The sequence below is a fragment of the Hymenobacter psoromatis genome, from assembly GCA_001596155.1.
GTDB lineage: Bacteria > Bacteroidota > Bacteroidia > Cytophagales > Hymenobacteraceae > Hymenobacter.
Genome location: CP014771.1, coordinates 2,718,672 through 2,734,287, shown reverse-complemented (window position 1 = coordinate 2,734,287; position 15,616 = coordinate 2,718,672). Strand labels below are relative to the sequence as shown.

Annotated in this window: 12 protein-coding genes; 2 read left to right on the top strand and 10 right to left on the bottom strand. The window is 63.9% G+C overall.

All coding sequences use genetic code 11. The annotated features are described in order from the left end of the window. Positions 1 to 10: 10 nt before the first annotated feature. Positions 11 to 376, bottom strand: a complete 366-nt coding sequence (locus tag A0257_11520; GenBank protein AMR27661.1) for a hypothetical protein — start codon at positions 374 to 376, stop codon at positions 11 to 13. 235 nt (positions 377 to 611) lie between these two features. Between A0257_11520 and A0257_11515 the strand changes: the two genes are divergently transcribed. Beyond that, positions 612 to 1,208: an FMN-dependent NADH-azoreductase gene (locus A0257_11515; GenBank protein ID AMR27660.1), complete on the top strand. Its 597-nt coding sequence runs from the start codon at positions 612 to 614 to the stop codon at positions 1,206 to 1,208. 132 nt (positions 1,209 to 1,340) lie between these two features. Here A0257_11515 and A0257_11510 read toward each other — a convergent pair whose 3' ends face one another. The 5 genes from A0257_11510 to A0257_11490 form a co-directional block, all read right to left on the bottom strand. After that, complete coding sequence (locus A0257_11510; protein ID AMR27659.1) at positions 1,341 to 3,623, bottom strand: hypothetical protein; 2,283 nt, start codon at positions 3,621 to 3,623, stop codon at positions 1,341 to 1,343. Further along, on the bottom strand, positions 3,623 to 5,191 hold the full coding sequence (locus tag A0257_11505) for a hypothetical protein (GenBank protein AMR27658.1): 1,569 nt from the start codon (positions 5,189 to 5,191) through the stop codon (positions 3,623 to 3,625). Before A0257_11505 ends, A0257_11510 begins: the two co-directional genes overlap by 1 nt. Positions 5,192 to 5,306: 115 nt before the next feature. Next, positions 5,307 to 6,209, bottom strand: a complete 903-nt coding sequence (locus A0257_11500; protein ID AMR29730.1) for a hypothetical protein — start codon at positions 6,207 to 6,209, stop codon at positions 5,307 to 5,309. 113 nt (positions 6,210 to 6,322) lie between these two features. After that, the gene (locus A0257_11495) at positions 6,323 to 7,300 is read right to left on the bottom strand and encodes an AAA family ATPase (GenBank protein AMR27657.1); all 978 of its coding nucleotides are present in this window, start codon (positions 7,298 to 7,300) and stop codon (positions 6,323 to 6,325) included. Positions 7,301 to 7,388: 88 nt separating this feature from the next. Then, positions 7,389 to 8,009 carry a twin-arginine translocation pathway signal gene (locus A0257_11490; GenBank protein AMR27656.1) on the bottom strand — a complete coding sequence of 207 codons (621 nt, stop codon included), beginning with the start codon at positions 8,007 to 8,009 and terminating at the stop codon, positions 7,389 to 7,391. A 202-nt stretch (positions 8,010 to 8,211) separates the two neighbouring features. Between A0257_11490 and A0257_11485 the strand changes: the two genes are divergently transcribed. Beyond that, on the top strand, positions 8,212 to 8,838 hold the full coding sequence (locus A0257_11485; GenBank protein AMR27655.1) for a hypothetical protein: 627 nt from the start codon (positions 8,212 to 8,214) through the stop codon (positions 8,836 to 8,838). A gap of 145 nt (positions 8,839 to 8,983) precedes the next feature. Here A0257_11485 and A0257_11480 read toward each other — a convergent pair whose 3' ends face one another. The 4 genes from A0257_11480 to A0257_11465 all read right to left on the bottom strand — a co-directional run bounded on the left by A0257_11480 (position 8,984) and on the right by A0257_11465 (position 15,454). Beyond that, complete coding sequence (locus A0257_11480; GenBank protein ID AMR27654.1) at positions 8,984 to 10,309, bottom strand: peptidase C69; 1,326 nt, start codon at positions 10,307 to 10,309, stop codon at positions 8,984 to 8,986. 164 nt (positions 10,310 to 10,473) lie between these two features. Then, the gene (locus A0257_11475) at positions 10,474 to 12,123 is read right to left on the bottom strand and encodes a TldD protein (protein ID AMR27653.1); all 1,650 of its coding nucleotides are present in this window, start codon (positions 12,121 to 12,123) and stop codon (positions 10,474 to 10,476) included. 248 nt (positions 12,124 to 12,371) lie between these two features. Beyond that, positions 12,372 to 13,706: a peptidase C69 gene (locus A0257_11470; protein AMR27652.1), complete on the bottom strand. Its 1,335-nt coding sequence runs from the start codon at positions 13,704 to 13,706 to the stop codon at positions 12,372 to 12,374. A gap of 95 nt (positions 13,707 to 13,801) precedes the next feature. Continuing rightward, a complete protein-coding gene (locus tag A0257_11465) occupies positions 13,802 to 15,454 on the bottom strand; it encodes a TldD protein (GenBank protein AMR27651.1) in 1,653 nt (550 codons plus the stop codon). Positions 15,455 to 15,616 lie beyond the last annotated feature (162 nt).

Sequence of the window (15,616 nt, the reverse complement as noted above, 5' to 3'; positions counted from 1 at the left end):
TCTTCCCGATTTACATTACCGGCGCGGCTCCTGGCGCAGCTTCCAGGCGCTGCTGATGCTGCATGCCCCACTCTTTTAAGACCGCGATAACGGGGTCGAGCGAGCGCGCATACGGCAAGGCGTGGTATTCTACCACCACGGGCGGGCCGGGGTACACCGTGCGCGCGATGAACTGATGCGCTTCCAGGTCCTTTAACTCCTTGGCTAGCACTTTGGTAGAAATGCCGGGCACGCCCCGCTCCAGGCCGCGAAAATGCTGGGTGCCCGCCAGCAGCGCGACAATAATCTGGAGTTTCCACTTGCTGCTAACGACCAGCGAGGCGTGGCGCAAGGCTTGCATCGTGTGCGCGCATGAAGAGATTTCGGAGTTGGTCATGGGAGAGATGGGAGAAACACTGAGCGACCAAACCACCTGGTTACCAGCTGGTAATCAGGCTACCACCCGGTAATCTGCAGTTGGGGAAAGGCCCGAACAAACGGCTGGCTGGTTGCTTGAGGTAATCAGACTACCAAACCGCCTACCCGACCGCTTAGTTGGCGAGCCGCGGTGGAGGCCGGTAAGTCAAGCGGCAGTAGTTCGCCTGTCATTGCATCTTTTTACCCCTTATCTCATGCAAATTCTGCAAATAATTTCCAGCGCCCAGGGCGCCAAGTCGCACAGCACGCAACTCAGCCAGGGTATCATCAATAAGCTCAAAAGCGCGCATCCCGGCAGCACGGTCGTCGTGCGTGACCTCGCCAAGGACCCGCTGCCCTACATGGAGGAAGCCCACCTGCAGGCCTACTTCACGCCTGCCGAAGGCCGCTCGCCCGAGCAGCAGCAGGCCGTGCGCCATTCTGACGAAGCCATCGCGCAAATCGTGGCGGCCGACACCCTCGTGATTGGGGTGCCGTTCTACAACTTCAGCATCCCAGCCTCGCTCAAGTCGTGGCTCGACCACCTGACGCGGGCGGGCATCACGTTCCGCTACACGCCTACCGGCCCGGAGGGGCTCATCACGGGCAAGAAAGTGTACGTGGCGGTGGCCAGCGGCGGTATCTATTCCGAAGGCCCGATGCAGCCCTACGATTTCGCCACGCCCTACCTGCGCTGGATGCTCGGTTTCCTGGGCCTCACCGACGTCACCGTGGCCCGCGCCGAAGGCGTGAAGCTGCCCGAATTCCAGGCGACTGCCGTGCAAAAAGGCATTAACAGCGTAGCCGTATAAGCCAGGCGAGCGGCCCGCAGACTGGTCCCAGTCGTTGCGCTCAAGTAAGAGGGTAGCGGCTGGGATTATTCGGTTTAAGCTCAGGGCCAGTAACTTCCCGCTGGATGCCGGGTAGCAGGAAGTGGAAAACCCTCACCGCCCCAATTCCTCAAAATAGCGGCGGGCCAGGCGGTCGGGCGTGGCGGCCGGCGCGCCCGTCGGCACGGGCGCGGGCAGCAAATCGGTGAGCGCGCGCTGCGCCGGGGCAAAGCAGCTGGCGCAGGGCACGCGGCCGGCGCGGGCGTCGGTGGCCAGCTGCCTGATAGCCCGCAAAGCCGGCAGGTAGAGGCCAGGCTTTTGCAAAGCGGCCTGCGCCAGCGCCGCGCCGGCTTGCTCCAGCGCGGCGGCATCGGCGGGGCGGGCTGGCTGGCCGTGCCGGGTGGCCAGCCAGCGCAGGGCGGCCCGCACGGTGGGCTGGCTGGCCGGGGCCGGCACCGTTTCCTGAATGTGCGGGGCCGTCGCGCCCTTCAGCTCGCCGGTGAGGCGCAGGGTGGCCTCGGGCAGGGGGGTAGGGGTAAGGCCGGCCTTCTTGACGTAGGCGCGGGTTTGCTGCTGCACCTGCTTGAGCAGCCGCAGGGCGCGGTACTCGAAGGGCCGGGCCGCCGCGGGCTGGCCGGTGCGCAGGCGCAGCTCGGCGGCCCACATCTCGTCGAGCACCGCGTGGAGCTTGGCCTTCACGGCGGGCTCCAGGAAGTCGGCGGTTTCGGCGTCGTCGTGCTTGTGGATGTAGGGGTCCGTCAGGGCGTCGGTGGCGGCGGTTTGCGAGGCGTTGCGGCCGGCGGGCGCTTCGGGGTGGTGGTCGTGGTCGTCATCGGCCTCGGTGGGGGGGGTAGGGGGCTTAGCTTCAGCCGGCGCGTCGGCGGTCGGGGCGTCAGCGGTGGGAGACGCCGGCTCATCGGCGGTGGGCGGGCCGGCCGTCACGCCCAAGCCCTTTTCCGCTTCTTCCCCCAAAAACTTGCCGTAGCGCAGGCGCAGCGATTGCTGGTCGAAACCCAGCGCGTTGGCCCGGTTCGTAAACTCGGCGGCCGTCAGCTTGGGTTTCTCCGCAATCAGCTTTTCGGTATCGATAATTATCTGGCGCTCAGAGCGAAAATAGGCCGGCGCGGTGTTCACGCCCAGGCCCATATCGATGGCGCTGGTGGCGGCGGCCGTGTCCTGCCACTGCACCAAAAAGGCGTCGGAGCGCGCCGTTTGGCCGTTGTTATCGCGGGCTTGTAGGTAGAAATACAGCTCGTCGCCGTAGGTCAGCCCCAGCTTGGGCAGGTTAAGCAGGCTGCCCACCGTGGCCTCGCCTGGCTGGCCGCCCAGCGCCACGCTCAGGTCGCGGCGCACCTCCCGAAACTTCACCGCCTCGCCCTGCCCCTGCGCCACGGTGATGACCAGCTCGGCGCGGGTCAGGCCGTAGTCGTCGTGCAGCGTGGCCTTTATCGGTACCTCGGGCCGGGTACCTATCGCCGCGATAAGTGTGTAAGGTTTAGGGGTTTGAATGCGAATAGTGGGAAGCTGGTCGGGACGCACGTCGATGGCGTAGTCATCGGAAGTCTGCCCCGCGAAGCGCAGCCGGTATAGCGCCGAAGCACTCAACACCTGCTCAGCCACAAACTGCGCAGGCTGCCCCGCCACCGGCCGCAGAGTCAGTTTCTGGCTGCCTAATTCCAGCACCGGCGCGGCCCCGGCCGCCTTATTCACCCGCACCAGCCAGCGCACCCGCGACCCCTGCGGGCACTGAAACGAGGCCGCCACCGGCACGAATGCCACCCGCCGCGTGTAGGCCGGCGGCGTCACCAGCAGCTCGACTTTGGTAATGCGCGGCGCGGCCATCGGCACCGGCCGGCCCGCGTCGGGCGTGAAATGCAATGCCACCGCGGCTGCTGCCGCTGCCGCCGGTTGCCGCGCCGGCAGCCACCACGCCACCGCGCCGCTAATCAATAATAAGCCACTGATTAGTAAAGAGCTTTTGAAAGAAACCGGCAGCAGTGGCGCTTGCGTCGCCGCCAGCTCACCGAGCCGCTGGCCCACCCGCTGCTGCTGCAGCTGACCCAGAAACGGCAACTGCGCCGCCTCGTGCAGCAGCAGGCCAGCGCTGTCTTCTAGCTCCGAAAACAGCCGGTCGAGCTGCCGCGCCACGGCAGCCGGACCCAGCCGGCGCAGTGGCCACAGCTGCCAGGCGGCCACGGCCAGCACCGCCAGCGCGGCCACCAGCAGCCCCGGCCGGCCGGCCGGCCAGCGCGCCGCCAGCCCGCCCAGCAACCCCAGGCCCGCCAGCGTGGGGAGCGCCACCGCCGCCAGTCGCCGCCCCGCGTAGCTACGCCCCGCCGCCCGCAAATGCTGCCGGGCGGCGCTCAAATCCGTTGCTGTTTGGTTAGCTACCTGCATCATGCTGAAAGAGAAGAACTAGAAGCCGACCGCCGCTGCGCCAGCCAGCGCTCCAGGCCAAAGAGCACCGCCACTAGCAGCACCAGCCACGGCCGCAAATCAACGAAGCGATAGGCCACGGGCCGCGCGGTCATGGAGTTGGCCACGCGCACTGGCTGGGTCGGTAATTGCGCCAGGTCGAGGCGGCGCTGGTCGTGCGCGGTCAGCGCAGAGTCAACGCCCAAGCGGGTTTCGGGGGCCAATAAATTCAGGAGCAGCGCCGGCAATTCAGGGCTATCGCCTAGCTTGCTCCAGGCCGGGTTCAGGCGCGTAGCTACTTGATAAACAGCGCCGGCCGCCTGGGGCGTTTCGGAAAGAACGGCCCGGCCCCGCCCATCGGCCCAACGGGTTTGTCCAGCTATCGGCGTCCGACTGCGCCGCAAGATGCGAATGGGCGCGGCGTCGGCAGTTTCGGCAGTAGCCAGCGTAGCAGTGTCGGCCACGCCTGGCCCGGCGGCTTCCTGCCACAGGTGCAGGCCCCGCGGCACGCGGGCGCGCCAGGCGGCCGGCACCGGGCTGTCGCTCAGCCAAAAAAGCCAGTCGGCGGCTTGGGCCGGGGCGGGGGGGGTAGGGCTGACGGTGAGCACCAGCGGCCGGGCCAGGCCCGTCGCCGCCGCCCGCAGTGCCGCCCGCAGGTAGCGCGCATCATCGGCGTAGCCAGCCGTGGCATAGAGGTACACCCGCAGCGGCCCGTCCACCACCGGCACCACCGCCGGCGCCCGGCCCGAATCGGCCGCCACGGGCCGCAGTCGTGCACCGCCCGCCGTGGTTTCGTAGCGCAAGGGGGGTAGGCCGGCCACGGCCACCGACGTGCCCGGCCGGGGCCGCGCCACGCGCACCGTGCGGAAAGTCGTCTGCTTTTCATCGCTGTGGCCCAGCAGCAGGCGCAGGCTATCGGCGCTGGCGTTGGCCGCCTGCAGCCAGTCGGTGGCCGCGCGCGCCGGAATAGTTTGCCAGGTCAGCGTAGCCGGCAGCGCCGGGTGCGCGCCGCCAAAGCCCCGCAGCGCGGCCGGCGTCACGGCGTACAGCGGCTGGCCCGGAAACGAATCCGCTGCCTGCTGCAGACGAGCCCAGTATAGGTTATCAGCCAGCGCGGTAGCGGCCTGCTGGCCCAGCGAGTCGCGCTGCCACTCGGCGGCCGTGAGGGGGGGTAGGCCCGCCGCCAGCCAGCGCAGCCGGTAGCCGCGCCGCCGCAGCGAATCGAGGGTGGGGCGCACGGCCGCCAGGCTGCTGCCATCGGCCAGTGCGGGGCTCACCAGCACTTGGCCTTGGGCCGCCGGCCGCACCTGCCGCCACGCCGGACCGGCCAGCGCCCCGGCCAGCACCGCCAGCAGCGCGGCCCGCAGCAGCAGCAGCCACACTTGCTCCAGGCGCAGGTTGCGCAGGCGGCGGTTGGCCCCGGCGGCCAGCCAGCGCAGGCTGCCCACCGCCACCTCGCGGCCCGGCCGCCGGTTCCAGAGGTGGATGGCCAGCGGCACGAGTAAGCCAAGCAGGGCTAGCAGCGCGGACGAGTTGGTGAAGGTGAGCAAGCGAGCTAAGAAATGCTAGTAAAAGAGTGTCAGGAGTTTTCACCGCGGAAGTCGCGGAAGATTTTCGCGGAAGTCGCGGAGGTTGTTCTTCCGCGACTTCCGCGGTGAAAAAAGGTCAGCTCATCAGCTGTCGGCGTTTTAAAAACTCGCGCAACGCCGCGTCCAGCGGTTCGGCGGTGCTGAGCTGGTGGTAGTCGAGGCCCTGCTGGCGGGCGGCCTGGGCCGTGTCGCGCAGCCACTGGCGCAGCTGCTGCTGGTAGCCGGCGCGCTGCTGGTCGGCATCGAGCTGGATGGTCTGTCCGGTTTCGAGGTCGCGGAATGTTACGGAGCCTTTGTAGCTAAAATTCAGCTCATTGCCCGCCACCAAGTGCAGCAGCAGCACGTCGCCACTAGTGGCACGCAGGCGGGCCAGCAAATGGTTTATCTCGCCGTGCTCTTCATATAAGTCGCTCACGCACACCGTGAGGGCGCGCTGCCGCCGGGCCGTGAGCGGCGCCAGCGTGGCCGTGTCGGGGAAGGTGCCGGTGGCCTCGGCCGTGGCTAGGGCGTGGTAGAGGCGGGGCAGCTGGCGCGTATCGGCGCGGGCGGGGTAGTGCTGCAAAGCGCCGGGCCGCAGGATGGTCAGGCCCACCGCGTCGCCCTGCTTTTGAGCCAGGTAAGCCAGCGCGGCCAGCAGCAGCCGGGCGTAGTCGAGCTTGGTGAGGCCGTTGTCGTCGCGGTGGTTCATGCTGGCGCTGGCGTCGAGCACGAGGTTAACTACCAAGCTGGTATCGACTTCCGACTCGCGCAAGTAGTACCTATCCGACCGCGCAGCCAAGCGCCAGTCGAGGCGGCGCAGGTCATCGCCGGGCTGGTAGGGCCGGTACTGGCTGAACTCCATGCCCGCGCCGTGCCGCCGGCTGGCGTGCGCGCCGGCCAAAAAGCCCTCGGCCGCTTGGCGGGCAGCCAGCGGCAGGTTGCGCAGCGCGAAAAGGAGTTCGGGAGAAAGCAATTTTAGTGAGCAGTTAGTAACAAGCAGTGAAAAACGTCCGTCCTTGCGAGTGAAGCGAAGCAATCGCACCCGAACCCGCCCCGGTCGTTCGTCTAGCGTTCGGGTGCGATTGCTTCGCTTCACTCGCAAGGACAAATAGTTTATACCTGAACCGCCTTCAGCAACTCAGCCACTGCATCATCGGGCGTTAAATTCTCCGCTTCCGCATTGAAATTCAACAGCACCCGATGCCGCAGCACCGGCGGCGCGAGCGCCCGAATATCATCCAGCGTAGCGGCGAAGCGGCCTTGCAGCAGCGCCCGCGCTTTAGCACATAATATCAACGCCTGGCCGGCCCGCGGCCCCGCGCCCCAGCGGCCGTAATCCTTGATAAACTTGACTTCCGACGTGGCCGGGCGGGTAGCGCGCACCAGCCGGTTCACGAAGTTCAGCAGCTCGGGGCTGAGGCTGACTTGCCGCACCAATTGCTGCAACTGCCGAATATCCTCGCCGCCCAAAATGGGCTGCACCTCGGGCCGCGCCGTGCCGGTGGTGCCGCTGAGCACCGCCATTTCCTCCTGCTCAGAGGGGTAGCCGATGCGCACGTACAGCAAAAATCGGTCGAGTTGCGCCTCGGGCAGGGGGTAGGTACCGCTCTGTTCGATAGGGTTTTGCGTGGCCAGCAGGAAGAACGGCTTGGGAAGCGCGTGCTCCTGGCCGGCGTAGGTGACGTGGCCTTCCTGCATGGCCTCCAGCAGTGCGGCCTGGGTTTTGGGCGGCGTGCGGTTTATTTCATCGGCCAAAACCAGGCTGGCGAAAATGGGGCCGGGGTTGAACTTGAATGAGCGGTGGCCGGTGCCGTGGTCTTCCTCCAAAACCTCGGTGCCGAGAATGTCGGTCGGCATCAAATCGGGCGTGAACTGGATGCGGCGAAATGGCAAATCGGTGGCCGAGGCCAGCGTGCGCACGAGCAGCGTTTTGGCCAGGCCCGGCACGCCCTCCAGCAGGGCGTGGCCGCCAGCCAGCAGCGCCACCAGCACCTCGTCCAGCACCTGGCTTTGGCCCACGATAACTTTGCCGATTTCCGCCTTGAGGGTAGGGAGCTTGGCGAGGAGCGTTTTTACGTCTTGTTCGGTCATGTAAGGTTTTTGCAAGCAGGTAAACGCCTATCATTGCTTGATGCGCAACATGCTCGCAATGATAGGCGACGCGCAATGATGGGCGTTGTCAGCTCAACGCATACAGCAGAATATTAACCCCAAACTTGGTGTTGTCCTCGGCCAAAAAGCGCTTGTTTCGAAAGTCATAATCCCACTCGCAGCCATAGTCTTTGTTGGAGTATAGCACGCCCAAGCGGTTATTTATCGTGATGCCCTTGAGGTAGTCGTGCACCAGGTCGTCGCCCCAGCCATTGAGCTCGAAGCCCGTGTTGGGCGGGCCGTCTTTGAACTTGAAAAACTGCGAGTAAATGGGGTGCGTTTTGGGGATTTTCTGCAGCGCATTTGCCCCGAAGCACACCCGCATCTGCTCCTCAAACGAGCGGGCAAACAGGCCGTCGATGTCGTGGTTGCAATCGTCCACGAACACGAAGCCACCGTTGCGCACGTACTGCGTGAAGTTCTTCTTTTCCTGCGCCGAAAACTGTACCAGCCGGTGCCCGCTCAGGTAGCAAAAAGGGTAACCAAACAGCTCGGGGCTGTCGAGGGCCACCACTTTTTCCTGGGGCGCCACGGGCACCGTGGTGTACTCCACCAGCGAGTGCAGCAGGTTGGCGGGCATGCGCTCGTCCACGGCATCCCAGTCGCCGGAGTGGTAGCTGAGGCGCACGAAGGTGAAGGGGGTAGGCATCGGGGGAAATAGGCGAAAAAATGGGGGGTAGGGTTGCACTGCGCGGGTTCATGGGCCACTCACGCCGGCCTTCGCAAACTTGTTTCTGCAACCTTTGTGCACCTCAAAAGCCTCTGCTTAAGCGTTACCCGGCTGCGGTTCGCTGCCGCTGACAGGCCCGCAGCTAGTTTATTATATCCTAAAACACTCATTACCAACGCACATGAAACAGTTTGCACTCGCAGCCCTGCTGCTTCTTCTGGCCAGCCAGGCCCACGCCCAATTTGGCGTCAAAGGTGGCATTAACGAGGCCGTGCTCACGGGCCGCGTCGGCGAAAATGCCGCTTACAAAACTTATTTCCACGCCGGAATTTTTTATCAGGCCCATATTATTGGGCCGTTGTCCATTCAGCCCGAGGCGCTGTATTCGCTGCAGGGCTCGCAGTTGTCGGGGGCATTTACCAGCACCAATTATACCACCCGGCTCAATTACATTGCCGTGCCCATCCTGCTCAAAGCCACCTTCGGGCCGCTCTACGTAGAGGCCGGGCCGCAGTTTGGCTACCTCGTGTCGGCCAATGAGCAGGGCACGGTGCAGGTGCGCGGCAGCAGCGGCAACGTGCTGTTTGGCAACGTGGACCAGACTGCGACCGACAACTACAAGCGCGGCGACTTTGCCCTCTGCGCGGGGGTAGGGCTCAACCTGGGGCACATAGTGCGCGTGGGCGGCCGCTTCGTGGCGGGCCTCAACGACATCAACAACATTCAGTTTCTGCAAGGCGTGAACGACACGCGCCTCCAAAACCGGGTGTTCCAGTTCTACGCCGCCTTCCAAATGCCCAAGCTGTAAGCGCGCGCAACGCAGGCAAAACCAGAACGTCATGCTGAGCTTGTCGAAGCATCTCTACCACGCCGCCAGGAATTAGTAATCCATTCGGCGTGGTAGAGATGCTTCGGCAAGCTCAGCATGACGTTCTGGGTTTGTGGAGCATTGGCTACACTGCGTCCGACAAGCTCGTGAACGTGAAGTCCCTGATTTTCAGCGGTGGCACCAGGCAGCCGGCCAGGCGCACCGGCCGGCCGATGGCCTCGATATTATTGAGCATAATAATCGGGCTCTCGTTGAAGCGCAGGTTTTTGATGGGGAATTTGATGGCCCCGTTTTCGATGTAAAACGTGCCGTCGCGGGTCAGCCCGGTATAGAGCAGCGTTTGCGGGTCCACCTGGCGGATGTACCACAGGCGCGTCACCAGAATGCCCTTGGTGGTGCTTTTTATCAACTCGGCGGTGCTCTGCGTGCCGCCTGCCATGACGAAGCCGCTGGGGAAGGGGGTAGGGGCCACCTTGTTTTTCTCGGCCCAGAAGCGCGAGTAGTACAGGTTTTTTACTACCCCCTTCTCCACCCAGCTCATGCGCCGCGCGGGCAGGCCGTCGCCGTCGAAAGCCTGGCCGGGCACCTCGGCATTCATGGGGTCCGAGTAGATAGTGATGCGCTCATCAAAGAGCTTTTCGCCCTTGCGGTTGCCGCCGCCCTTCTTGGTCATAAAGCTGCGGCCCTCGTCGGCCGAGCGCGCATCGAGGCCATATAGGAGCCCGCCGAGCAGCGACAGGTCGTCGCCAGCCATGAGCGCGGCCGGCTCCAAAATCACGGTGTACTTGCCCGGCTCAATGGCCTTCGCATTGAGCGAGCCGGTGGCTTTGTCGGCGGCGCGCTGCGTCAATGCCTTGGTATTCAGCTTGGCCACGTCCGTGACGTCGGCAATGGCGTAGCCCGAGCCCCGGCCGTCGGGCGTGCGCACCGTCACCGAAAAATCGGTATTCGTGGACTGCTGATAAGCCTCCAGGCCCTTCGAGTTGCGCAGCGCCGTGAAGCGCGTGCCGCCATCGAGAAAGCCGGCGGCGGCCAGGTTTTTGGCCGCGCACAGCGCCATGCTATCGGCGGCGGCCTGGGCGCGGCCGGCTGGCGTGAGGGGGGTAGTGGCCGACGAGGGCGGGTTCAGGTAGGTTTGGGGGCCGAGCGGCGGCATGTACTCGGGGCTTTCGGGGGCGAGGTGGGCGATTTCCTCGGCCCGCTGCACGCAGCGGCGCAGCGTGGCGTCGTCAAACTCATTGCAGGTAGCAATGCCCGAGCGCTTGCCAAAGCTCGACTCCACGGTGAGCGACACCGTGTCCTGGGCGCCGGCCGTGCTCACGCTGTTGCGGGCGTAGCGAATGTTGCCGGCCGTGCGCCCGTTCATGCCCACCGTACACGCGTCGGCGGTGCTGTAGCTCAGTACTTTCTTCAGAATAGCCTGGGCGTCGTCTTTGGATAGAATAGCCATGATAGTTGAGGTATGGAGTTAGTTGATGTGCTAAGGTGCCCAACTGGCTTACCCCACCCCCCGGCCCCCTCTCCTGTGGAGAGGGGGCACCGGTCATGCGCGAACACAATCGTCAGGCTCCCCCTCTCCACAGGAGAGGGGGCCGGGGGGTGGGGTGAACGGCGCTACACCTTACGCGCCGTGTTAATGACGTTCACGCCGTTAAACCGCGTGGTGGCCGAGCCGTGGCTCACCGACGATACCTGCGCCGGCTGGCCCTTGCCGTCGAAAAAGGTGCCGAACAGGCGGTAGTCGCGCTGGTCGCACGAGCCCTGGCAGGCACCCCAGAATTCCTGGGTGTTCGACTGATAAGCCACGTCTTCGAGCGGCTCCGTGATTTTACCGTTCTCAATGGCGAAGAACAATTGCCCGCCAAACTGAAAGTTATAGCGCTGCTGGTCAATGCTGAACGAGCCCGCGCCGGCAATGTAAATGCCTTTTTCCACGCCTTTCACCATCTCGTCGGGCGTGAGGGGGGTAGGGCCGGGCTTGAGGCTGATGTTGGCCATGCGCTGAAACTGCACGTCCTCCCACGACTGCGCGTAGCAGCAACCATCCGATTCTTTCTGACCCACGATGTGCGCCTGGTCCCGGATTTTCTGGTAGTCCACCAGCTTGCCTTCCCGGATAATATCCCACTGCTTGGTTTTCACGCCCTCGTCGTCGTAGCCCACGTTGCCGACCGAGCCGGTTTGCAGCTTATCGGCCACGATATTGACCTGCTTGGAGCCGTAGGGAATGTTCTTGGCCTTCCATTCCAGGGTAGCGAACGAGGTGCCCGCGTAGTTGGCCTCGTAGCCCAGCACGCGGTCCAGCTCCGTGGGGTGGCCCACGCTCTCGTGGATGGTGAGGCCCAGGTGGCCGGGGTCGAGCACGAGGTCGTACTTGCCGGGCGTCACCGATTTCATGCCCAGCTTAGCTTTGGCCTGCTTGCCGGCCAGCGCGGCATCGGCCAGGATGTCGTAGCGTAGCTTATAACCCACGGTATCAGTACCCTGCGGGCCGCGCACCTGCTCGGCGGCGCTGGGCGTGAGGTACTCGTAGCCCAGGCCCACCGGCGCGCTCAGCGCCTCGCGCGAACGAAACTTGCCGCTCTTGGTATCCACGGCCGTCACGCTGAACGTGGGCCAGAGGCGGTGCACGTCCTGGTCGATATACGAGCCGTCGGTGCTGGCAAAGTACTTCTGCTCATTCACCTGGAAGAGCGCCGAGTTGATGTAGTTGGCACCCGCGTCCATCGCCGCCGCGTTGGCAGCCAGCAGCAGGTCGGCCTTCTGCTTCACCGGCACCTCAAAGGCGCTCTGCAGAATGGGCGTTTTCCAGCTCACCTCGCCGTAGCCCTGCTGCGCGGCCAGCTGCACGGGCTCCTTCTGCACCTTGGCATCGGCCTTGGCGATTTCGGCGGCCAGGCGCGCGGTGGCGGCCAGGCTGGCTTCGGTCACGACGCTCGTGGAGGCGAAGCCCCAGCAGCCATTCACCAGCACCCGAATGCCCACGCCGTAGCTCTCGGTGCTCACGATGTTCTGCACCTGCTTCTCGCGGGCAAACACGTACTGATTCAGTGAGCGCCCGATGCGCACGTCGGCGTAGCTCGCGCCGGCCGCTTTGGCCGCGTTCAGCGCCGCGTCGGCCAGGCGCTTTTTGAGGATGGTGTCGGCACCCGGCTCCAGCAAGCGGCTGGGGTCCACGAGTTTGGCCCCGAAGCCCGGTAGGGATGGTAGCAGCAGGGCAGTAGCGCCCAGGCCAGTGAGGCCCACAAAATCGCGTCTGTTCATAGCAGAAAAAAGTAAGGTGGCTGGTTAGGGAAAGGGGGTATTTAAAAAGTAGAAAGGGCTATCAGTATGTCATTCCGAGCTTGCCGAGGAATCTCGCTCGCATCGTCGAACGAGGCCCGAACGACCGCTGGCGAGATTCCTCGGCAAGCTCGGAATGACGGGCTGACGACTGCCTAAATAGCTTCGCTCCGTAGCAAGGGGGTAGGGCGGGCCTAGCACTGCCGGTTACCGCCCTACCCCCCCAAACGTTACACCGCGTCCGACAAGCTGGAAAACGTGAAGTCGCGGATTTTCAGTGGCGGCACCAGGTTGCCGGCCAGGCGCACCGGGCGGCCGATGGCCTCCACGTTGTTGAGCATGATAATCGGGCTCTCATTGAAGCGGAAGTTCTTGACCGGGAACTTGATAGCGCCGTTCTCAATGTAGAACGTTCCGTCGCGGGTGAGGCCGGTGTAGAGCAGTGTTTGCGGGTCCACGGGGCGGATGTACCACAGGCGCGTCACCAGAATGCCTTTTTTGGTGCCCTTGATAAGGTCGGCAGTGCTTTGCGTGCCGCCCTCCATGATGAACCCGCCGGGGTTGGGCAGGTCGGGAATACCCGTTTTCTGGGCCCAGAAGCGCGAGGTGTAGAGGTTTTTTACTACCCCCTTCTCAATCCAGGTAGTGCGCTGCTGCGGCCGGCCATCGCCCGAAAAAGTTAGGTCAGGCACTTCGGCATTGGTAGGGTCCGAATAAATCGTAACCCGCTCATCGAACATCTTTTCGCCCTTGCGATTGCCGCCGCCTTTCTTGCTCAAAAAACTGCGTCCCTCGTCGGCCGAGCGGGCGTCAAACGAGCGCATGAGCGCGCCCAGTAGCGAGGCATCGGAACCCGAAACCAGCGCGTTCGGCTCCAGAATAACCGTGTACTTGCCTGGCTCAATGGCCTTGGCACCCACCGACGACGAGGCCTTGCCGGCCGCCACCGCCGTGAGGCGCGCCGCGTCGAACTTCGACACGTCGGTAAAGTCGGTGGCCGCGTAGCCCGAGCCCGTGCCGTCGGGCGTGCGCACCGTGATGCTGAAATCGAGGTTCGACACGCGCTGGTAAGCCTCCAGGCCCTTCGAGTTGCGCTTGGCCACGAAGCCCGCCGAGTCGTTCAAAAAGCCCGCCGACGACAGCTTTTTGGTGTCGCAATACTGCATACTGGCCGCCATCTGGCGGGCGCGGTAGTCGGGCGTGATGGCCGCCGTATTTGCTGCGTACGACAGCGGCGACGACAGGTAGGTTTGCGGCCCGAGCAACGGCATGTGCTCGGGGCTTTCGGGGGCCAGCCGGGCAATTTCCTCGGCGCGCTGCACGCAGCGGCGCAGCGTAGCCTCGTCAAACTGGTTGCAAGTGGCTGTGCCCGAGCGCTTGCCGAAATACGACGTCACGGCCAGCGACACATTGTCCACAGCCCCGGCCGTGCTAATGGAGTTGCGCGCCGAGCGCACGTTGCCTTCGAGGCTGCCTTGCAGGTTGGCCTCGCACTCGTCGGCGGTGCTGAAGCTGAGAACTTTCTTGAGAATGTCCTGGGCTTCGGTTTGGGAGAGAATTGCCATTATCGTTGAGGTACTGATTTTTAGAATGTCGTTCTGGCGCTGACCCCACCCCCTACCCCTCTTCCGAAGGGAAGGGGTAGGGGGTGGGGTGAACATTATCCAATCTTGCGGGCCGTGTTAATAATATTGACCCCATTAAATCGCGAAGTGGCCGAGCCGTGGCTCACGGCCGAGCTTTGCGAAGGCTGGCCCTTGCCATCGTTGAAGAAGCCCGCAAAGCGGTAGTCCGAGGCATCGCACGAGCCGGCACAGGCGCCCCAGAATTCGAGCGTATTGGTTTGGTAAGCCACGTCTTCGAGCATTTCGGTGATTTTGCCCTTCTCGATGGCGTAGAATACCTGGCCGCCAAACTGTGAATTATAGCGCTGCTGGTCAATTGAAAACGAGCCGTTGCCGGCGATGTAGATTCCTTTCTCTACCCCTTTCACCAACTCGTCGGGCGTCATTTTGGCGGTGCTGGGGCGCAGGCTCACGTTGGGCATCCGCTGGAACTGCACGTCGCGCCACGACTGCGAGTAGCAGCAGCCGTCCGACGCATTCTGGCCCACGATGTAGGCCTGGTCGCGAATCTTCTCGTAATCAATCAATTTGCCCTGGTCGATGAGCGTCCACTCCTTGGTTTTCACGCCCTCATCGTCCCAGCCCACCGCGCCCAGCGAGTTGGGTTGCAGCTTATCAGCCACAATATTTACCTGCTTCGAGCCGTACGGAATACCCTTCTTGCGCCAGTCGAGGGTAGCAAACGAGGTGCCCGCGAAGTTGGCCTCGTAGCCCAGCACGCGGTCTAGTTCCAGCGGGTGGCCCACCGATTCGTGGATGGTGAGGCCCAGGTGGTGCGGGTCGAGCACGAGGTCATATTTGCCGGGCGTCACCGACTTGGCGGTAATCTTGAGCTTGGTTTGCTTGGCGGCCAGGGCCGCATCTTCCAGAATGTCGTAGCTGTTTTTATAGCCGATGACGTCGGTGCCGGTGGGGCCGGCAATTTTGTCGGCGGCCTTGGGCGTGAGGTACTCGTAGCCCATGCCCATCGGCACGCTCAGCGCCTGGCGCGAGCGGAATTTGCCGCTGGCCCGGTCCACCACCGTCACGCCAAACGTGGGCCAGATGCGGTGAATATCCTGGTCGATGTATGAGCCGTCGGTGCTGGCAAAATACTTCTGCTCATTGACTTGAAACAGCGCTGAGTTCACGAACGACGCGCCGTTGTCGAGCGCCATGCCATTGGCGGCCAGCAGCAAATCGACCTTTTCTTTCACCGGCACCTCAAACGAATTTTGCTGAATCGGCGCTTTCCAGCTCACCTCGCCGTAGCCCTTTTGCGGGGCCAGCTGCACCGGCTCTTTTTGCACCTTCGAGTTGGCTTTGGCGATGGCCACGGCCTGCTGGGCCGTTTTGGCGATGCTCGCGTCGGTCACATTATTGGTCGCCGCAAAGCCCCAGGTGCCGTTGGCAATCACCCGGATGCCCACCCCAAAGCTCTCGCCGCTGGCGATATTCTGCACCTGCTTTTCGCGGGTGAAGATGCCTTGGTTGAGCGTGCGCTGAATGCGCACGTCGGCGTAGCTGGCCCCGGCGGCCTTGGCCGCGTTCAGCGCCACGTCGGCAAGGCGCTTTTTCTGGGCCACATCGAGGCCGGGCTCCAGCAGCTGAGCCGGGTCCACGAGGTTGCCGGCCAGGCTCGGGAAGCTCGGGAGCCACAAGGCCCCGGCGGCCAGGCCGGTGAGGGTAGTGAAGTCGCGTCTGTTCAAGGGGGTAGGGGTTTAAGTGATAGAGAATGGTGGGATTTTAAAGTATTCGGTCTAAAAATCGTTTGTCATTGCGAGCGCAACGAAGTGGAGCGCGGCAATCTTTCCTTGTCGTCCTCGGCATTTGCTTAGCAACCCCAACGTGCAGGAAAGATTGCCGCGCTC